Raw genomic sequence first — 19,505 nt, forward strand, 5'->3', positions numbered from 1 at the left:
CTATTTTTTTTACATTGGGTGGGTTGTTAAAGATTATTTACCAATTTCAGCCATTTCTTTTTGATATTGCGCTTCGGCTTTTTCAAAGCGGTCTGTCACTTCTGCTGAAGGTGCTTTGCCCATTAAACTCACCACGACAATACCAATCCATGACAGGATGAATCCTGGAATGATTTCGTATAAGCCAGTGTGGCCCATGTAATTTTTCCACACGATAACGGTTACAGCGCCTAGAATCATGCCGACAATCGCACCATTCAATGTCATGCGTTTCCATAACAACGAAAGAATGATTAATGGGCCAAATGCAGCACCAAAGCCAGCCCAAGCATATGATACTAAACCAAGTACTTTACTTGCAGGGTTCATGGCAAGGGTAATCGCTAAGATCGCAATTGCTAGAACCATGGCACGGCCAATCCAAACCAGCTCTTTTTGTGACGCGTTTTTACGAATGAAACCTTTGTACAAATCTTCAGTCAAAGTCGTAGAACACACCAAGAGTTGACAACTTAAAGTACTCATAACTGCGGCTAGAATTGCAGCCAAGACAATGCCGGCAATCCATGGATTAAACAGAATTTTGGTTAATTCCATAAATACAGTTTCAGGATTGGCATTCACTACAGCTGCCAATTCTGGATGTGCTTGGAAGTAAGCAATACCGACGTAGCCAGCAGCAACTGCACCGCCTAAGCATAGAATCATCCACGTCATACCAATGCGACGTGCCGCAGGAATTGACTTCACAGAGTCCGCAGCCATAAAACGCACTAAAATATGCGGTTGACCAAAATAACCTAAGCCCCATGCCATACTTGATAAAATCGCGATCGTACTTAAACCTTCAAATAAATTTGAAGCCTGTGGACGCGCAGTTTCAAGGAGTATCGCCATATCATGACTGTTAGTTCCTAATGATAAGTAGGCAATAACAGGGGTAAGCAGTAAGGCAAAAATCATTAAGCCAGCTTGAAAAGTATCGGTCCAACTAATAGCGAGGAAGCCGCCAATACAAACATAGCTGATGGTGGCAATTGCGCCAATCCAAAGCGCTGTTGTGTAGTTCCAGCCAAACAGACTTTCAAATAAACGAGCGCCTGCAACCATGCCAGAAGCACAGTAAATTGCAAAGAACACCAAAATCACAACAGCAGATAATATTCGTAAAATACGCTTTTTATCTGCAAAACGGCTGGTGAAATAATCCGGTAAGGTGAGTGCATTATTCTGATATTCAGTATGTACACGTAGACGACCTGCAACGATGAGCCAATTCAGCCAAGCACCAATAATTAAACCAATAGCAATCCAAGCTTCAGAAAGCCCCGATAGATAAATTGCACCTGGTAAACCCATGAGTAACCAACCACTCATGTCGGATGCACCTGCTGAAAGTGCGGTGACAACACTGCCTAAACTTCGGCCACCCAAAATATATTCATCAAAGTTTTTTGTTGCTCTATAGGCATACAGGCCAATAGCAAGCATGGCAATGATATAGAAAATAAAAGTGACTAATGTAGGGTTTAATTGGCTCATAGGCAGTTCATCCTTATTTGAACAGATTCATCTCATTCCTAGATGAAAATTTGTACTTGTTGCTTAGGTCGCTGATATAAGCATGATTTAAAAATTACACTCTGTAACATTTAAGCGTGTTTTGTGTATGGTTTATGTAAATTTCATATTTTTTTCTTACAAAGTCTTTTTTTTGCAAAGTGAGTCCATTCCTTAATCTAATTAGTTTCTGAACATAAAAATGAAAGTTAAGCGTATGGCTTGCTCTACAAATTAAAACGTAAGTATATTGAGGTAAATTACATAACTTTACATTATATACATGAAGCACTTAATCGATATATTTGCTTTCAATTTCGCTGTATTTGTGATGTAGAGCAATAAGTGTAATTGATCAAATATCATAGTGCACAAAGATGGTGCGTTAGAAGTGAGTATCAGCAGTGACGACGGTTCAGATGGAAAAAACTAGAATTGAGCATGATTTGTTAGGGGAAAAAGTCGTCTCACAATCGAGCTATTATGGCATTCATACTTTAAGGGCAATGGAAAACTTTCAGATTTCATCCCAAACGGTAGGCATGAATCTCAATTTTATTCGTGCAATTGCGCAAGTTAAAAAAGCATCGGCACAAACCAATCAGAAATTTAATTTAATACAGGATGAAATCGCACAGGCGATTCAATCGGCATGTGACAATTTAATTTTGCATCCAGAACATTGGCAGACTGCATTTCCAATTGATATTTATCAAGGTGGAGCGGGTACTTCTATTAATATGAATGCCAATGAAGTGATTGCTAATTTGTCATTAGAGTTATTGGGCGAAGCGAAGGGAAGTTATCACAGAGTTCATCCTAATGATCATGTGAATAAGTCGCAATCGACCAATGACGTATATCCAACAGCGCTACGCCTTGCAACATATAGTTCATTCGATGGTTTACTGACAGTTATAGCTCAGTTAATTGATGCACTTTATATAAAGGCAGAAGAATTTGCGCATGTCATTAAAATGGGACGTACTCAATTACAAGATGCTGTTCCAATGACACTGGGGCAAGAATTTCGTGCGTTTGCAACTTTATTAAAAGAAGACTTAAAGCTGATTGATCAAACACGTCAACTTTTATTGGAAATAAACCTAGGTGCAACAGCAATTGGCACAGGTGTGAATTCACCCAAAGGCTATGCAACTGAAGTGGTGCAAAATCTCGCAAATTTAACGGGCTTACAATTAAAAGGTGCTGAAGACTATGTTGAAGCAACCAGTGATTGTGGTGTCTTTATTATTTTATCAAGCTGTTTAAAACGACTCGCGGTGAAACTCTCAAAAATTTGCAATGACTTACGTTTATTAAGTTCTGGCCCACGTACAGGACTTGCAGAAATTCGCTTACCTGAGCTTCAAGCTGGTTCTTCAATTATGCCGGCAAAGGTTAATCCAGTGATTCCTGAAGTAGTGAATCAAATTGCATTTCGAGTCATGGGGAATGATTTGACCATCACTTTAGCTGCTGAAGCAGGGCAGCTGCAATTGAACGTAATGGAACCTGTGATTGCAGTTTCAATGAATGAGTCAATTGAATTACTGATTAATGCAATTACCACCTTAGAAACGAAATGTATTCAAGGTATTCAAGCAAATGAACAAGCTTGTTTTGATGCAGTTATGCGCAGTGTGGGGATTGTTACCTTGCTTGATCCATATTTAGGGCATGCAAAATGTGATGAAATTGGAAAGCAATGTATCGCAGAAAATAAAACTATCCGCCAAGTGGTGCTTGAACAGCAATTATTAACTGTACAGCAATTGGATGAAATTTTCTCCATAGAAAATCTAGTTTCAGAAGTTACACCTTGGCAGGCGCCATTGGCTCAAGTGAGCTAATTGTGATTGACTTACAGTCTCAATGAAAAAGCCATTTAAAAGTGAAGATTCGTCTTCACTTTTCTATTTATAGAATTAAAAAGTGTATAAATCAGTGAAATGAACCGTTTGATGAATGATTTCAAACAATTCAACGCAGCAAAGCAAATACGCAGTACAATAGTTTTTAATTTTGTTTTAATCGCTATGTTTAATAAGTTAAGCCAACTTTTTAAAGGTTCAAAAGAATCACCTGAACAATTGTACTTAGATGAACATCGCATTCAGTTTGATGATGTGAAAGGCTATATTATTGATGGTGTCGTTTTAAACAGTTTGTCAGAGCGTTTGGAATATTTGTCAAATCGAAAATTAACGCATTTTGACGATTTAAAGCAACTCTATTCAGCTGCAATGATTATCAATGAAAAGATTGATTTAGAAATTGCCAATCAACGCTTTGTTGCTCGATTAGGGAATACAGAAGAAAACTTATTGCAATTTAAGCAATATCTAAAATTGTTAAATGATTACTATCGACAGTTTATTCGAGACAAAAAATAAAGCCGGAAAATTTGGCTTTTAATTTTGCGATTCAATATTCTCTGCCATGTTTTAACTTATCGATTGTGTTGTAATTTCACCTGAACATCATTAGAAAATCACGCATGTAAAATGCATCGTGTTAATATGTTGCTCAGGTGATTAAAACATTAAAAGCTTATTACATCATGTTCCAGCAAGAAATTTCACAACTCAATCTTAAGCAGCTTAAAGCTGGTGAAAAGCGATGGGTCGGTAACTTACAAGGCTCATCTGCGGCATTATTATTTAAAGAAATTAGTAAGCAATCGAAGCAGCTTTTTATTATTGTTGCGCGAAATAACCAGCATCTGGGGCAGCTTGAAAGTGAGCTGGAATTTTACGGAATTAAACCCACAATTTTCCCTGATTGGGAAATTTTGCCCTATGATCGACTTTCTCCACATCAAGATATTGTCTCTGAGCGATTAGCAATATTATCGAATATGCCGCAGCAGGGAGTATTGTTACTGTCAGCTTCAACCTTAGCACAGCGTGTTGCGCCTGCATCTTGGGTGTTGGGTGAACATTTTGACATAAAAGTTGGGCAAAAGTTTGACCTAGAACAACAAAAAATGCGTTTGATTCAGGCAGGTTATCACTTGGTTGATACTGTTTACGATCATGGTGAATTTACTGTACGTGGAAGCATTATGGATATTTATGCATCGGGACAAAGTGCACCGATTCGCATAGATTTATTCGATGATGAAATTGATACTTTAAAGTTTTTTGACCCTGAAACGCAGCGTACCACAAAAAATTTAGAACAATTTACAGTCTTGCCTGCCAAAGAGTTTCCGCTGAAAGAAGCACGTTCGTTGTTTCGCGATCGTTATGCGGAAAGTTTTCCAAATGCAAATCCAAAGAAAAACCCTATTTATCAAGATGTGCAAGAAGGTATTGCATCACCAGGTATTGAGTTTTATTTACCCTTATTTTTCTCTGAAAAAGCCATGCAAGAGCAAAGTACGCTATTTTCGTACTTACCAGAGAATGGCGTTGTCATTACAGATAAAGCTGTTGATGATGGTTTAGTGCAATTTTGGGCAGATGTTGTTCGTCGTTATGAAGACCGTCGTCATAATGTCGACCAACCGATATTGCTGCCTGAACAATTATTTTTACAACCTAACCACATTTTAGAACAACTCAATAAGTTGCGTCGTATTGTGGCATCAGCAGAACCTTTTGATGAAAAAGCAGGTGTGCTAAATTTAGCTACTGAAATTCCACCACGCCTAGCGGTCAATCCAAAACAAGAAAAACCGTTTAGCGCAGTTAAGCAATACATTGATAGTGCAAATTATCCAGTGTTGTTAGTTGCTGAGAGTGCTGGTCGCCGAGAAACACTCAAAGATGCATTACGTCCGAGTTTAGGCGATATTCCAACTGTTGAAAGTTTTGATGATTTCATTACTTCAATGCATGCAATTGCGATCACCAACGCACCTTTAGATCGTGGCTTGCTACTGAGTAATAAGCTCAGTGTAATCTCTGAAAATCAGTTATATGAACATCGTGTGGTACAGCGTCGTCGAAAGCGGCAACAGGAAGTCTCAGAAGAGTTTCTTGTACGCAGTCTGACTGAGCTGAATATTGGTGCACCTGTTGTTCATATCGACTATGGTGTTGGGCGTTATGCAGGTTTAATCACTTTAAGTATTGATGATCAAGATCACGAATTTCTGCAATTAGACTATGCAGATGCAGCGAAAGTTTATGTACCTGTCACGAATTTACATTTAATTAGCCGTTATAGCGGCGGCGACCCTGACCTTGCACCTTTACATAAGTTAGGTACGGATGCTTGGAGTAAAGCCAAACGTAAGGCTTTAGAACAAATCCATGATGTTGCAGCGGAGCTGCTGCATATTCAGGCACGTCGCCATTCGAAGCCAGGTTATGGTTTTGAGTTAGATCAAAGTTTATATATGCAGTTTGCGAGCGGTTTTGCATATGAAGAAACCCTTGATCAAGCCAATGCAATTGAAGCCACTTTGTATGATATGCAACAAGCTAAACCGATGGATCGTTTGGTCTGTGGTGATGTTGGCTTTGGTAAAACTGAAGTTGCAATGCGTGCGGCTTTCGTTGCTGTACAAAATAACAAACAAGTAGCGGTTCTCGTGCCGACGACCTTGTTGGCACAGCAACATTATGAGTCGTTCAAAGATCGTTTTGTCGATTGGCCTGTCAGAATTGAAGTACTTTCACGATTCGGTTCGTCTAAGAGTCATACAAAAACCATTGAAGACTTAGCCGACGGCAAAGTTGATATTGTGATTGGAACGCACAAAATTTTGCAGGAAAGTATTCAATTTAAAAACCTAGGTTTAATGATTGTCGACGAGGAACACCGCTTCGGAGTGCGTGATAAAGAACGTATAAAAGCATTACGTGCAGATGTTGATATGTTGACACTTACTGCTACTCCAATTCCACGAACTTTAAATATGGCTTTTAGTGGTATGCGTGATCTTTCGATTATTGCAACACCACCGGCACGTCGTTTAGCGGTGAAAACTTTCGTGCAAGAACATACTGGTGATGCCATTAAAGAGGCTGTATTACGCGAGTTGTTACGTGGTGGTCAAGTATATTTCTTGCATAATGAGGTCGACACAATTGAACGTGCAGCGGAAAGTTTACGTGAACTGGTGCCTGAAGCACGTGTCGCAGTTGCGCATGGTCAAATGAGGGAGCGTGAACTTGAACAAGTGATGCAGCAGTTTTATCACAAAGAATACAATGTATTGGTGTGTTCAACCATTATCGAAACTGGTATTGATGTGCCAAATGCCAATACTATTTTGATTGAACGTGCTGATAAACTTGGCTTGGCGCAATTACACCAATTACGTGGTCGTGTTGGACGTTCCCATCATCAAGCTTATGCTTATTTATTGGTGCCTTCAATTAAAGGTCTGAAAGGTGATGCTGAAAAACGTCTAGATGCAATTTCTCGCGCTTCAACTTTAGGTGCCGGTTTTATGCTCGCCACTGAAGATTTGGAAATTCGTGGCGCAGGTGAATTATTGGGTGAACAACAAAGTGGTTCTATGCAAACCATTGGTTATAGCTTGTATATGGAAATGTTGGAAAAAGCCACCAAAGCCATCCAAAAAGGAAAAACGCCTAACTTTGATTCGCCATTGTCGTTGACTGCTGAAATTAGCTTACATATGCCTGCATTGATTCCTGATGATTATTTAGGTGATGTTCATCAGCGACTATTATTTTATAAGCGTATTAGTAATACAGATACGCAAGAAAAACTCGATAATATTCGAATGGAATTGATTGATCGCTTTGGTTTACCGCCACAGTCGGTAAAACAATTGTTCTCTGTCCATCAATTACGCCTCAAAGCAGAGCAATTGGGTATTACCAAAATTGATATTAGTTCACATGGCGGTAGTATCGAATTTTCACCAGATACACCTGTACAAGCGATTTCAATTATTCAAATGATGCAGAAACATCCAACCTTCTTCAGAATGGAAGGCGGGCAACGTTTAAAAGTTATGGTAATGCTTGAAGAGTACGATAAACGTATTAAATTTATCAATGACTTACTCGATAGCCTATTGAAAGAATTATCTTAAATCATCAGCCGAATATGAAAAAAATGCAGCTTAACTTGAACAAGTTGCTGCATTGCACTGATCAGGTAGTGTTTCTTATGAAGAAACGCTTGATTTTTCTTAAAAATTTATTAAAGTCGTAATTAAGCAGAGCGTTATTTCAAATGCAGTTTATTTGTAATGAAAGGCTCTGTGCAGAATATTCACACCTCTAAGGATGTGATAGTATTAGCCATCATTCTAATTTTGCATCATTTATAAAGATATGTTTAGTTTACATCCACAACTTGCTCAAGATACGTTTTATGTAGGCGACTTTCCACTGTCAACATGTCGTTTAATGAATGATATGCAATTTCCGTGGTTAATTTTGATTCCACGTGTGCCTGGAATTACTGAACTTTATGAATTGAGTCAGGCAGACCAAGAACAATTCTTACGTGAATCTAGTTGGTTATCAAGCCAATTATCACGTGTATTCCGTGCGGACAAAATGAATGTTGCTGCTTTAGGTAACATGGTTCCACAATTGCATTTTCATCATGTAGTACGTTATCAAAATGACGTGGCTTGGCCTAAACCAGTTTGGGGTACGCCAGCAGTTCCTTACAACAATGATGTATTGGCTCATATGCGTCAAACATTAATGCTTGCGCTTCGTGGCCAAGGTGATATGCCATTTGACTGGCGTATGGACTAATCCCGATTTACGGACAATATCAGGATGGTAGAAGAATGAATGTCCGTAATGGAGCGACTAAGTGCCGTTAGACAACTTAATCAGCAAAGAACCTAAACAGTTTGAGTATTTCCATCGTATGATGGGATATATAATGCTGTCTTTGGTGGTTGTTGTCTATCATTACACCCAGCCGGATACGCAATACCAAATTTACATTCCTGTATTTTTGTTCTTTCTTTTACTGATTACGCCAAAACTTTCTCACTGGTTAATTTATCGTTATAGCAATCGGGTAAAGCGTAGTGTTTTATTCCTCATTGATATTGTGATTATTTCAGTGATGCTGTCGGCAGTTCATTTAAGTTTAGTGCTGACGTTCTTAGCTATTTTTGCTCTGCTCTATACTTCAATTTACAACAAAATTAATTTTCTCTTATTGTCATTAGCAAGCCTGATTGGAATTGCAGTATTTTACATCTGTAATATCTATGTATTTGGATTCCAAGAATATTTCGAGGCAACAAGCAGTGAGTTAACTGTTCTTGGTTTTATGTGTTTGATTACCTACTTTGGTGTAGGTACCTTTTATCAACGTAGTCAAGTTCAATATATCAGCAATAAAAAAGACCACTATTACGATCAAATGAATCGTTATATGGAGTTTGCAAACCAACTTAGTCGCTATGCGCCAATGCAGCTTTGGCAATCGATTATGAAAGGTGAGTCTGAAGCTAAAATTGAATATAAACGTAAGAAGATGACTATTTTCTTTTCAGATATTCAGGGTTTTACCGAACTTTCTGAAACGCTTATTCCAGATGATTTAGCATTCTTACTCAATGACTATCTCAGTCACATGACCGAAATTGCTAAGCAATATGAAGCCACGGTTGATAAGTTTATGGGCGATGCAATCCTCATTTTCTTTGGTGATCCACACAGTCAAGGTGTTGAGCAAGACGCGAAAATTTGTCTTGAAATGGCGATGGTCATGCGTCAACAAATGAAATTGTTGCGCGAACGTTGGATTAAAATGGGTTATCCGCCATTACATATCCGCATGGGTATTTCGACGGGTTATTGTCACGTAGGGAATTATGGGGCTGCACATCGTATGGCTTATACCATTGTCGGTCGTGATGCTAATTTGGCAGCTCGTTTACAAAGTGCTGCAGAAGTCGATGAAATCTTAATTTCTGATGATACGCACCATTTAATTAAAAGTGATTACCTCTGTGCGCCTAAAGCACCTATTTTCCTAAAAGGGATTAAGGGGCCAGTTCGTACATGGCAAGTCATGGAAAAATACACATCACAAAAAACCGATTACCAACGCTGGTTCGATTACGAGTATAAAGGTTTTCATTTACTGTTGAACTTGGATGAAGTTCAAAACTTTGAATATCCTGAGTTGATTCATGTATTAGAGCGAATGATTAAACGCCTTCAAACCCAGCAAAAAATGACAAATTCCGAAGGTATTGTTAAGTTAAATCTAGAAGATGAAGTGATCGAGGAAGTGAAAAAGACCGAATTTCACTAACTATAATTAAAAGTCACATTCGGACATTTTACTTTTCATTGCGAACCATTTCTCTAGAGCAATCCATTTTTATAATGTTGGTAAGTTTTATAAAGCTTATTGTTTGTAAGTAAACGGATTGAATTGTTTTCATCAAAAAAGCCAGCGTAAACACTGGCTTCTTAGAATCACAAATTTTATTACAAGACTTTAGTTTTTAGTGGTTTTCAGAAGCATGGTTAATGGTGTACTTCGGAATTTCAACTTCTAAGTCTTCATTTTCAATTTTAACTTGGCAAGATAAGCGTGAGTCAGGTTCTAAGCCCCAAGCACGATCAAGTAGATCTGCTTCAACATCATCCATTTCATCTAAGCCATCAAAACCTTTACGTACAATCACGTGACATGTTGTACATGCTTTAGACATATCACAAGCATGTTCAATTTTAATGCCGTTTTTTAACATGCTTTCACACAGGTTGGCATCTGCTTCTACTTCAAACTCAGCGCCATTTGGGCAAATCGTTGCGTGAGGCAATACTTTAATACGTGGCATAGTCTTTACCTATAAATTAATTTGAGTTTGACCAGTCATCGAGTTTTGTGCCTTTTAATGCGGCATCAATGTGCTGATTCATACGTGCAGCGGCAAATGCATCGCTATGTATTTTAAGCTGTTCTACAGCATGTTCAATAGCTTTGATATCTGTTGTCTCTAATGCTTCATCAAGTACAGAGCGAGCAGATGCTAAAGACGCTTGTTGCGCTTCAGTCATCAAATGCGCATCAACTTTTAGTGCTTGGTCAAGCGCTTCGAGTTCACGTTTTGCTTCTACTTTTGTTTCTTGTAGATGACGTAAATTTTTGTCTTCTTCAGCAAACTTATAGCCATCTAAAAGCAAACGTTCGGTATCTTCGCTTGATAAACCATAAGATGGTTTGATATCAATTTGTGCATGTACGCCAGAAGTTGTTTCTTTCGCTGAAACACTCAGTAAGCCATCAGCATCAACTTGGAAAGTCACTTCGATGCGTGCTTGACCAGCTGTCATTGGTGGAATGCCACGAAGCACAAAACGGCCCAAGCTACGGCAATGCTCAACCAAATCACGCTCACCTTGAACAACGTGAATCAACATCGCTGTTTGACCATCTTGATAAGTGGTAAATTCTTGGCGACGCGCAACTGGAATGGCAGTATTACGTGAAATTAAACGTTCTACTAATCCACCCATTGTTTCTAGGCCGAGTGAGAGTGGTGTAACATCAAGCAGTAAAGAGCCATCTTTCGAGTTACCAATCAATTGATTAGCTGTAATAGACGCACCAATTGCAACCACTTCATCTGGGTTAATTGTGCAAAGTGGTTCTTGATTAAAGACGTCAGCAACTGCTTTTTGCACCGCATAAGAACGTGTCGAACCACCGACCAAAACCACATTTTTGATGTCGTCAAGTTCAAGCTTGGCATCACGCATCACGCGTTTACAGACACTGATGGTTTTGTCTAAAGCAATTTTAATGATGGCTTCAAAGGTAGGGCGGTCTAAAGTTAAAGATTGGTCTAAAACTTTAAGCTCTACACTTTCAGCATCTGTTAGCGCTTCTTTGGCTTTGCGTGCAGAAACAATAAAATGTGCATATTCAGCATCATCTAGGGTTTCAATATTGAGTTGTTTCTTTGCCCATTTCACAATAAGACGGTCTAAGTCATCGCCACCAAGAGCAGTGTGACCACCTGTAGCTAGAACTTCAAATACACCTTGTGAAAAACGTAAAATAGAAACGTCAAAAGTACCGCCACCTAAATCATAGATCACATAGTTTTGGTCATGAGCTAGATTGGTGTCTTGGTCTAAACCGTATGCCACTGCAGCAGCAGTCGGTTCGTTCAATAAACGTAAAACATTTAGGCCAGCAAGTTGCGCTGCATCACGTGTCGCTTGACGTTGAGCTTCATCGAAATAAGCAGGAACAGTAATTACCGCGCCATTTACAGGATTTTTTAAACTGTTTTCTGCGCGGTCTTTCAGTTGTTTTAAAATTTCTGCAGACACTTCAACAGGCGTTTTACGGCCTTGACTGGTTTCAAAAGCAGGCATCTCATTCGCTTCACCTACAAGTTCGTAGGGATGTTGAAACTTAATATCTGCTTTAGAACGACCCATAAAACGTTTAACAGACACAATGGTATTTTTTGGATCAGTCGTTAAAAACGGTTTTGCATCATCACCATATTGCGATGTGTTTTCGCTGTAATGTGCAATTGACGGAAGTAACACTCGACCGTGTTCGTCGTTGAGCACTTTTGCTTTGCCTGAAAGTACCGTGGCTACTAACGAGTGTGTCGTGCCAAGATCGATACCAATTGCAATACGGTGTTCATGCGGCGCACTTGATTGACCAGGTTCTGCAATTTGCAAGAGAGCCATGTGTTACATCCTTTGAGCGTCAAATATTAAAAATAAATTAAAAATCATCATCTAAGTCAAAACTGTCATCGTCTAAGAAGCGATCTTCAGTTTTGTCGATATCAGCCATTACTTTTTGGAAGAAGCGGAGTTTACGAACGGTATCGCGCGCTTCAGCCCAGTCTTGGTCGTCATAATCAATTTTGAACTCACGTACCAAGCCGTCAATCCATTGCTGAACTTCAGTTTTAAGAGAGCTTAGATCATCGGCTGATTGAGCCTCATCTAACTGCTCACGAATTTCTAAAGCATCCTGCAAAAATTCAAAATCACTAATCGATTGATCGAGATGATAATCTTGTTTTTTTAAACTTAGGAGGTACGCAGCGCGGCTATCTACATTGGATAAAGCTTTAAACGCTTGATTAATTTCACTTGATTTAATCAGCGCAAGATCTTTGTCTTCGGCTTTATCTGGGTGATATTGTTGCTGCAACTTTAAAAACTCTGATTTTAAAACTGCTAAATCAATATCGAGTGCTACGGGAAGGTTAAACAACTCAAAATGATTCATGGGAGATAAGGTCCGCAATAGATGTGCAAAAAGTGGTGCTTTAAATGCAATTAAAACAGTGAATATTACACTGTTTTAATGCCAAAAGAGAGAAGTGTAGGGTTAAACAGTGAACGATTCACCACAGCCACATTCGCCTTTTTTATTCGGGTTGTTAAATTCGAAGCCTTCGTTTAAACCGTTTTTGACGTAATCCATCTCCATGCCTTCAAGATAAACTAAGCTTTTAGGGTCAACAAAAACTTTAACACCGTGCTGATCAAATACTTGGTCATGTGTGTCGATTTCATCTACGAATTCGAGTACATAAGCCAAGCCTGAACAGCCTGAAGTTTTCACGCCAACGCGAATGCCTTCACCCTTACCGCGATTTGATAGGTAATTGCTGATATGAGTTGCAGCATTTTCAGTTAAATGGATCATGAAAACTCCGTTAATCTTTCTTAAAACGCGTGAACAATTAAGCTTTTACTTTCTTGCTACGGTAATCTTCTACAGCAGCTTTAATTGCATCTTCTGCAAGTACAGAGCAGTGTACTTTTACTGGTGGAAGAGCAAGTTCAGTTGCAATATCAATGTTTTTGATTGCTTGAGCTTCATCAAGCGTTTTGCCTTTAAGCCACTCTGTTACTAATGAGCTAGAAGCAATTGCAGAACCACAGCCATAAGTTTTGAAGCGAGCTTCTTCAATTACGCCGTTGTCATCTACTTGAATCTGTAAACGCATTACATCGCCACATGCAGGTGCACCGACCATACCTGTACCAACGTTTTCTGCATTTTTATCTAAAACACCAACATTACGAGGGTTTTCGTAATGATCAATTACTTTTTCGCTATAAGCCATGATGCGTCTCCAAACCTCGGGGTCAGCCTTAAGATTTAATATGAGGGTGAAATTACGTTAATCAATGAAATCGCTTTAATAAAAAGCGATTTCATTGGAATGAATTAGTGTTCAGCCCACTCTACAGAGTTAAGGTCGATACCTTCTTTGTACATATCCCAAAGTGGAGAAAGATCACGTAATTTTTCTACAGCAGCTTGAGTAATTTCAAGTACATGGTCAATATCTTCTTCAGTTGTATATTTACCAAAGCTAAAACGAATTGAGCTGTGCGCTAGTTCGTCAGACAGACCAAGTGCGCGTAGCACATAAGATGGTTCTAATGTTGCAGAAGTACATGCTGAACCTGAAGATACTGCTGCATCTTTTAGTGCCATCATCAACGATTCGCCTTCAACAAAGTTGAAGCTTACGTTTAAGTAGTTTGCAACGTTGTGTTCTGGGTGGCCGTTGAGGAAAACTTGTTCAAGACCTTGTAAGCCATTCCAAAGTTTGTCACGAAGTACACGTAGACGAGTTTGTTCTGCAACTAGGTTTTTACCCGCTAACTCGAATGCTTCACCCATACCCACGATTTGGTGAGTTGCAAGTGTACCAGAACGCATGCCACGTTCATGACCACCGCCGTGCATTTGCGCTTTAATACGTACACGTGGTTGACGACGTACATAAAGTGCACCAATGCCTTTAGGGCCATAGATTTTATGGCCAGAGAAACTCATCAAGTCAACTTTCATAGTTGAAAGATCAATTTCTACTTTACCAGCAGCTTGAGCAGCATCTACGTGGAAATAAGTTTTGTTTGCGCGAGTTAATTCGCCAATTGCAGCAACGTCAGTAACAGTACCAATTTCGTTGTTAACCATCATGAGTGAAACAAGAATTGTGTCTGGACGAAGTGCAGCTTGAACCATTTCAGGTGTAATTAAACCTGTTTTAGCTTCTGGTTCAAGGTAAGTAATTTCGAAGCCTTCTTCTTCAAGCTCACGACATGTATCAAGAATCGCTTTATGTTCGATTTTACTTGTAATGATGTGTTTGCCTTTAGAGCCGTAGAACTGAGCAATACCTTTTAGTGCAAGGTTGTCAGATTCAGTTGCGCCTGAAGTCCATACGATTTCGCGTGGATCAGCTTTTACAAGATTGGCTACTTGTTCACGAGCATATTCTACTTTTTCTTCTGCCTGCCAGCCGTAAGCGTGAGAACGTGACGCTGCGTTACCAAAAGTACCGTCAAACGTTAAACATTCCATCATACGTTCTGCGACTTGAGGGTCTACAGGAGTAGTTGCTGCATAGTCAAGATAAATAGGACGCTTCATGTCAAATACCTGTAACCGATAAAAGGGCTGAATCAAAGTTTGTTGAGTTTTGGCGAAGTGATACGGTTTGAACGTTGTCACGTGCTACTAGGTCAGCAAGGGTGATTTTTGCAAGATAATCGGCAATGTGGTGGGAGAGTTCCTGCCATAAATCATGAGTTAAACACATCGCACCATTTTGGCAGTTGCCTTTATGGTCACAACGCGTTGCGTCAACTGTTTCATTTACAGCTTCAATAATTTCCAAAACAGTGATGTCTTCAGCACTACGAGCAAGGTGATAACCACCATTTGCTCCACGGATACTGGACACTAAGCCGTGACGCTTCAATTTAGCAAATAACTGCTCTAAATAAGCTACTGAAATGGTTTGACGAGCTGCAATTTCGGCAAGAGTAATCGTCTGTTCAGTAGGCTGCAAAGCGAGATCAAGTAGGGCAGTCACTGCGTAGCGACCGCGAGTTGTTAAGCGCATGATTCGATACACATGTTAAGTCTAGATGTGCAGATTTTATGAATCCTGACTAAAATAGTCAAGTTTTTTTGAGGTTGTTTAAATGTTTTATTTTATGTGAAAAATTATGTATTTAATTGAACCACACATTATACACTAATAACGTTATTAAAAGAACAGATATTAGACTAAATACGATATTAATTCGCTTTTGACGACGTTCAATACGTTTAATACGGTTTTTATATTGCTTCACTTCAACCTGTAATGTATTGATTTTTGAACGTTGTTGCTCAATTTTTTCTAAAAGCGGGGCAATACGTTTCTTCGATGCAACAACATTGTTTTCATCGACAGGTTCAGATAACCAATGTTTCCAATCAGCTAAAATTTTTGGAACACTAAATAATGAAACTAAATCACGGAATTCGTCTTTGAGGACGATGTCACCATCAATACGCATGCTTTTGATACTTTTGCGATTACCAAAAACAAAAATTTTAACCAAGTCCATCAATGTAGTACGCACGTCTAGGTCAATGGCTTTGCTTGGTGATTTAGTATCAAATAAGATGCCATGCTCAGTAAACTGAACATAAAAGTCAAAATAAGGAATGTAGCTATTTATTTTTAAAGCAATCTTTTGATCGACAAATTTCTTCGCTTGTAATGCGACAACACGATCATGTTTGAGAATAAAGGTAAAAATAGTCTCTAGAACAATCAATGTCATCGTCAGCAACAAATGAGGTTGAGCTTGACCTTGTTGCGTATCGCTCATAAAAAATCGGTCCTTTAAAAAACATCAATGCATTGTGTAATGAGCTTCCTGCCCATCTTCGAACTAAGAATATACCAAAAACTTTGCAATTCACCAGCTTTGTAGAACAGTTTAACGAATCTATCAAGTATTATGTTTGCTATTCTATTGAGAATTTGTAGGATTACATGTCAGTACGCACATAAAACAATCAGGAGAAGTGCAGCTTATGGAAAATACCGAAAGCGTGAACGATGATGTGCAAGAACAGGTAGAAAAACCACCAAAGTCAAGAAATCGAGGATTTTCAGACCGAAAATCTAAGATGGATTTTCGTAAATATACCAAGCAAATTTGGTTGGCAGGTTTAGGTGCTTTTTCACGTGCTGAAGGTGAGGGAAATAAACTTTTTGACTCATTGGTCAAGGTGGGAGAAGAGCTTGAATCAAAAACCATTGATATTGCAGACCAAACTGTAGAAAAAGTCTCTGAAAAAGCCAAAGAGTCGGTTACAGATACAAAAGATAAAGTTGAAAAAATCTTAGATAATGGTGTTAATCATTCCTTAAACCGTTTAGGATTGGTCACTGTAAAGGATTTACAGCACTTAGAAAGGCTTATACTTCAATTACATACGAAGATTGACCAATTAGCCGAAGAAAATGCCCAATTGCGGACAGAAATACGAAAAAAACAGTAATGTTTTAACTATTATTTAATTTTCAAGGTTTTTTCGTCATTTTTTTGCATAAAAAGAGGTTCAGGAGTATTGCGTTTGACCCTAAAGCATTGCTATAAAGGCGCTATGGCGTTTTAAACACATTCTTGGACCTTAAATAAACGATATTAAGAGGACGTAATTTTCATGAATAAATCAGAATTAATTGATGCAATTGCAGACAATGGGGGATTATCTAAGGCTGACGCTGGTAAAGCTTTAGATGCAACGATTGCTGCTGTTACCAACGCGCTTAAAGCTGGTGATACAGTAACTTTAGTTGGTTTTGGTACTTTCAGCGTTAAAGAACGCGCTGCACGTACTGGTCGTAACCCACAAACTGGTGCGACTTTAGAAATCAAAGCAAGCAAAGTACCTAGCTTCAAAGCTGGTAAAGGCTTGAAAGATTCTGTAGCTTAATTCTGTTAAGCACATGAAACGCGCCATTTTTGGCGCGTTTTTTATTGGTAAATGTGATTAATCAATATATCGCATTCATTCATCACGGGTTTTCGGTTAAAATTCACCGCAAATAAAATATTGGAATACTTATGGAATCGTTTCGTAAAGTCATTAAGGGTTGGTTGGGCAAGGTCTTGCTCGTTTTGTTTTTGACCCCTTTAGCACTTGTAGGTATTGAAGGATATTTTAGTGGTGGATCAAAAGATACAGCAAAGACTGTAAACGGTACTGAAATTTCTCAAAAAGAACTCGAAGCACTCACGAACTCTTTAAAAGAACAATATCTTGCTTATGCTCAAGGTGATGAGACCTTATTAAACCAAAATTTCATTAGCAATAAAGCAATGGACACTTTGGTATCACGCCAATTGTTATTACAACAAGCTGACAAGTTAGGCATTAGTTTGAGTGATGCACAAATTGTGCAAATGATTCATCAGCAGCCGAGTTTCCAAGTCAATGGTCAGTTTTCTGATGAGCAGTTTGCGAAATACCTTGAATCAATTGGTATGACGAATCGCGCATTCATTGATAATTTACGTAAAGACCATGCATTGAAAATGTTATCTACAACATTTATGAATTATGCATTAGTAAGTAAGTTAGATATTCTGCAAATTGCTAATTTGCAAACTGAACAGCGTACTATTCAGTTGGCGAGTATCAATCTTGAAGATTATAAGAAAAATGTGAAAGTGAGTGATGCAGAACTTGCAGCTTACTATGAAAAGCATAAAAACTTGTTTAAACAAGTAACGAGCGTGGATGCAGACTTTGTTGTGTTAACACCAGCAAATGTCGCTGCGCCGGCTACACCAGCGACTGATGCTGAATTGCAAGAGGCTTATAACCAATATGTAGAAACAGCACAGCAAGCGATGAAGCCTGTTGTGAAGCATATTATGATTACTGCAGATACGCGTTCTGATGCAGAAGCTAAGAAATTAGTAGATAGTATTGCTGCGAAAATTAAAGCAGGTATGAGTTTTGATCAAGCTGCAGCTCAGTTTTCTGAAGATCCTGCATCTAAAGCTAAAGGCGGTGAGCTTGCAACGTATGAAAAAGGTGTATTTGGTGATGCCTTTGATGCTGCTGTAGCAAGTTCAAAATCTGGACAAGTCTCTGCACCAGTGAAAACTGATGCGGGATATCATTTAATTGAAACGGTAACGCCAAAAGCAAATGTTGGTAGTTTGGAGCAAGAAAAAGCGCGTCTACAAGCTGAAGTTGCGCAAGCGAAAACTGCTAATGTCTTTTCAGATACTGTAAATAGTCTGAATGATATGGTTGTAAGCAGCGATGCTCTTGATGTGGTAGGTCAGGAAGTTAAAGGTGTACAAGTTCAATCAATCAATGGCTTGACGCTATCTTCACAACATCCTGTATTAAGCGATGCTAACGTTAAAGTTAAATTGTTTAATGATGATGTGAAAAATGGTGATCATAACGTATCTTCAAGCATTCAGTTAAAAAATGGCGATGTGGTTTGGGTTAAAGTGCGTAATTATCATCCAGCAGGCGTTCAAACTTTAGCTGAAGCGAAAGCGAAGGTAAAAGCGAAATTGATTGAGCAAAAAGCTTCAGATGCGGCTAAAGCTCAAATTCAAACAGCATTAAAAGAGTTTGCTGCTAAACCGGCTGCGTCAGTTGCTAAAGGTAATTTAAACTTTGAAGATGCAGGCACATTCACGCGTGCTGACGGTTTATTAAAACGTGAAATTCAGCGTGCTGCATTTAGTGTAAAAGCACCTAAAGAAGGTTTCTGGTCAGTGACAACAACAAATTTACCAAATGAATTGGTGGTTGTTGCTGTAACAAACGTGAAAAAACAAGCTGATGATGCTTTAACTGGTGAGCAGTTAGATGAACTTGCGAAACTTTATCAACAGTTACGTGGTCAGCAAGAATTTGATGATTACACACGTTATTTAAAAGATCATGCAAAAATCAAATAATTGATTTTGGATTAAAAACCAGCCTTCGGGCTAATGCCAGTCAGTTAAGAAATTGACTGGCATTTTCTTGGATATTTTTGTGCTTTAATTTTCACTACTCGCGGACATTACCTTTGCCTTTTTTCAGGTAATACAAATATTTTAGATTGTTCAAATAATTGCGCTAAATGTTTGGGTAGGTTTCCTGCTGATTCTAAAGGTGTGTGCCTTAAGATATTGATAATACTCATAGATGCA

The 19,505-nt window shown here is 38.7% G+C and carries 17 protein-coding genes and 1 pseudogene; 8 read left to right on the forward strand and 10 right to left on the reverse strand.

Annotated elements, in window-relative coordinates; genetic code table 11:
- Positions 1-33 precede the first annotated feature (33 nt).
- Positions 34-1,542 carry a sodium/proline symporter PutP gene (gene putP / locus FTT84_RS09285; protein WP_180081038.1) on the reverse strand — a complete coding sequence of 503 codons (1,509 nt, stop codon included), beginning with the start codon at positions 1,540-1,542 and terminating at the stop codon, positions 34-36.
- A 437-nt stretch (positions 1,543-1,979) separates the two neighbouring features.
- Between putP and aspA the strand changes: the two genes are divergently transcribed.
- The 5 genes from aspA to FTT84_RS09310 all read left to right on the forward strand — a co-directional run bounded on the left by aspA (position 1,980) and on the right by FTT84_RS09310 (position 9,786).
- On the forward strand, positions 1,980-3,413 hold the full coding sequence (gene aspA / locus FTT84_RS09290) for an aspartate ammonia-lyase (RefSeq protein ID WP_180081040.1): 1,434 nt from the start codon (positions 1,980-1,982) through the stop codon (positions 3,411-3,413).
- Between the two features lie 186 nt (positions 3,414-3,599).
- Positions 3,600-3,956: a hypothetical protein gene (locus tag FTT84_RS09295; RefSeq protein ID WP_180056848.1), complete on the forward strand. Its 357-nt coding sequence runs from the start codon at positions 3,600-3,602 to the stop codon at positions 3,954-3,956.
- Positions 3,957-4,123: 167 nt separating this feature from the next.
- Positions 4,124-7,582 (forward strand): transcription-repair coupling factor, encoded by a 3,459-nt coding sequence (gene mfd / locus FTT84_RS09300; protein WP_180081050.1) that lies wholly within the window; start codon positions 4,124-4,126, stop codon positions 7,580-7,582.
- Positions 7,583-7,826: 244 nt separating this feature from the next.
- Positions 7,827-8,261 (forward strand): HIT domain-containing protein, encoded by a 435-nt coding sequence (locus tag FTT84_RS09305; RefSeq protein ID WP_067762788.1) that lies wholly within the window; start codon positions 7,827-7,829, stop codon positions 8,259-8,261.
- Between the two features lie 61 nt (positions 8,262-8,322).
- Positions 8,323-9,786 (forward strand): adenylate/guanylate cyclase domain-containing protein, encoded by a 1,464-nt coding sequence (locus tag FTT84_RS09310; protein WP_180056850.1) that lies wholly within the window; start codon positions 8,323-8,325, stop codon positions 9,784-9,786.
- Between the two features lie 196 nt (positions 9,787-9,982).
- On the opposite strand, the gene fdx is transcribed toward FTT84_RS09310, so the two are convergent.
- The 8 genes from fdx to FTT84_RS09350 all read right to left on the reverse strand — a co-directional run bounded on the left by fdx (position 9,983) and on the right by FTT84_RS09350 (position 16,154).
- Complete coding sequence (gene fdx, locus FTT84_RS09315; RefSeq protein WP_180056852.1) at positions 9,983-10,321, reverse strand: ISC system 2Fe-2S type ferredoxin; 339 nt, start codon at positions 10,319-10,321, stop codon at positions 9,983-9,985.
- A gap of 16 nt (positions 10,322-10,337) precedes the next feature.
- Positions 10,338-12,197: a Fe-S protein assembly chaperone HscA gene (gene hscA, locus FTT84_RS09320; protein WP_067762791.1), complete on the reverse strand. Its 1,860-nt coding sequence runs from the start codon at positions 12,195-12,197 to the stop codon at positions 10,338-10,340.
- Positions 12,198-12,234: 37 nt separating this feature from the next.
- On the reverse strand, positions 12,235-12,750 hold the full coding sequence (gene hscB, locus FTT84_RS09325; RefSeq protein WP_067762792.1) for a Fe-S protein assembly co-chaperone HscB: 516 nt from the start codon (positions 12,748-12,750) through the stop codon (positions 12,235-12,237).
- A 102-nt stretch (positions 12,751-12,852) separates the two neighbouring features.
- A complete protein-coding gene (gene iscA / locus FTT84_RS09330) occupies positions 12,853-13,173 on the reverse strand; it encodes an iron-sulfur cluster assembly protein IscA (RefSeq protein WP_180056856.1) in 321 nt (106 codons plus the stop codon).
- A gap of 37 nt (positions 13,174-13,210) precedes the next feature.
- A complete protein-coding gene (gene iscU / locus FTT84_RS09335) occupies positions 13,211-13,597 on the reverse strand; it encodes a Fe-S cluster assembly scaffold IscU (RefSeq protein ID WP_078188667.1) in 387 nt (128 codons plus the stop codon).
- Between the two features lie 104 nt (positions 13,598-13,701).
- Positions 13,702-14,919 carry an IscS subfamily cysteine desulfurase gene (locus FTT84_RS09340; protein ID WP_180081042.1) on the reverse strand — a complete coding sequence of 406 codons (1,218 nt, stop codon included), beginning with the start codon at positions 14,917-14,919 and terminating at the stop codon, positions 13,702-13,704.
- A 1-nt stretch (position 14,920) separates the two neighbouring features.
- Entirely contained in the window at positions 14,921-15,394 is a 474-nt protein-coding gene (locus FTT84_RS09345) for an Rrf2 family transcriptional regulator (protein ID WP_067762796.1), read from the reverse strand.
- A 112-nt stretch (positions 15,395-15,506) separates the two neighbouring features.
- Positions 15,507-16,154 (reverse strand): hypothetical protein, encoded by a 648-nt coding sequence (locus FTT84_RS09350; protein WP_067762797.1) that lies wholly within the window; start codon positions 16,152-16,154, stop codon positions 15,507-15,509.
- Positions 16,155-16,362: 208 nt separating this feature from the next.
- On the opposite strand from FTT84_RS09350, the gene FTT84_RS09355 reads away from it, so the two are divergent.
- The 3 genes from FTT84_RS09355 to FTT84_RS09365 all read left to right on the forward strand — a co-directional run bounded on the left by FTT84_RS09355 (position 16,363) and on the right by FTT84_RS09365 (position 19,268).
- The gene (locus FTT84_RS09355) at positions 16,363-16,833 is read left to right on the forward strand and encodes a phasin family protein (protein ID WP_067762798.1); all 471 of its coding nucleotides are present in this window, start codon (positions 16,363-16,365) and stop codon (positions 16,831-16,833) included.
- 165 nt (positions 16,834-16,998) lie between these two features.
- A complete protein-coding gene (locus FTT84_RS09360; protein ID WP_067762799.1) occupies positions 16,999-17,271 on the forward strand; it encodes an HU family DNA-binding protein in 273 nt (90 codons plus the stop codon).
- A gap of 131 nt (positions 17,272-17,402) precedes the next feature.
- Positions 17,403-19,268 carry a SurA N-terminal domain-containing protein gene (locus FTT84_RS09365; protein WP_180081044.1) on the forward strand — a complete coding sequence of 622 codons (1,866 nt, stop codon included), beginning with the start codon at positions 17,403-17,405 and terminating at the stop codon, positions 19,266-19,268.
- Between the two features lie 44 nt (positions 19,269-19,312).
- On the opposite strand, the pseudogene FTT84_RS18175 reads toward FTT84_RS09365, so the two are convergent.
- Positions 19,313-19,505: pseudogene (locus FTT84_RS18175) on the reverse strand (DDE transposase); the annotation flags it as partial.

Source organism: Acinetobacter sp. YH01019 (assembly GCF_013420285.1).
GTDB classification, from domain to species: Bacteria; Pseudomonadota; Gammaproteobacteria; order Pseudomonadales; family Moraxellaceae; genus Acinetobacter; species Acinetobacter gandensis.

Bases quoted from the DNA above. Each gene is read 5' to 3' on its own strand.
- putP (WP_180081038.1), bottom strand. From the start codon at position 1,542: ATGAGCCAATTAAACCCTACATTAGTCACTTTTATTTTCTATATCATT.
- aspA (WP_180081040.1), top strand. From the start codon at position 1,980: ATGGAAAAAACTAGAATTGAGCATGATTTGTTAGGGGAAAAAGTCGTC.
- FTT84_RS09295 (WP_180056848.1), top strand. From the start codon at position 3,600: ATGTTTAATAAGTTAAGCCAACTTTTTAAAGGTTCAAAAGAATCACCT.
- mfd (WP_180081050.1), top strand. From the start codon at position 4,124: ATGTTCCAGCAAGAAATTTCACAACTCAATCTTAAGCAGCTTAAAGCT.
- FTT84_RS09305 (WP_067762788.1), top strand. From the start codon at position 7,827: ATGTTTAGTTTACATCCACAACTTGCTCAAGATACGTTTTATGTAGGC.
- fdx (WP_180056852.1), bottom strand. From the start codon at position 10,321: ATGCCACGTATTAAAGTATTGCCTCACGCAACGATTTGCCCAAATGGC.
- hscA (WP_067762791.1), bottom strand. From the start codon at position 12,197: ATGGCTCTCTTGCAAATTGCAGAACCTGGTCAATCAAGTGCGCCGCAT.
- hscB (WP_067762792.1), bottom strand. From the start codon at position 12,750: ATGAATCATTTTGAGTTGTTTAACCTTCCCGTAGCACTCGATATTGAT.
- iscA (WP_180056856.1), bottom strand. From the start codon at position 13,173: ATGATCCATTTAACTGAAAATGCTGCAACTCATATCAGCAATTACCTA.
- iscU (WP_078188667.1), bottom strand. From the start codon at position 13,597: ATGGCTTATAGCGAAAAAGTAATTGATCATTACGAAAACCCTCGTAAT.
- FTT84_RS09340 (WP_180081042.1), bottom strand. From the start codon at position 14,919: ATGAAGCGTCCTATTTATCTTGACTATGCAGCAACTACTCCTGTAGAC.
- FTT84_RS09345 (WP_067762796.1), bottom strand. From the start codon at position 15,394: ATGCGCTTAACAACTCGCGGTCGCTACGCAGTGACTGCCCTACTTGAT.
- FTT84_RS09350 (WP_067762797.1), bottom strand. From the start codon at position 16,154: ATGAGCGATACGCAACAAGGTCAAGCTCAACCTCATTTGTTGCTGACG.
- FTT84_RS09355 (WP_067762798.1), top strand. From the start codon at position 16,363: ATGGAAAATACCGAAAGCGTGAACGATGATGTGCAAGAACAGGTAGAA.
- FTT84_RS09360 (WP_067762799.1), top strand. From the start codon at position 16,999: ATGAATAAATCAGAATTAATTGATGCAATTGCAGACAATGGGGGATTA.
- FTT84_RS09365 (WP_180081044.1), top strand. From the start codon at position 17,403: ATGGAATCGTTTCGTAAAGTCATTAAGGGTTGGTTGGGCAAGGTCTTG.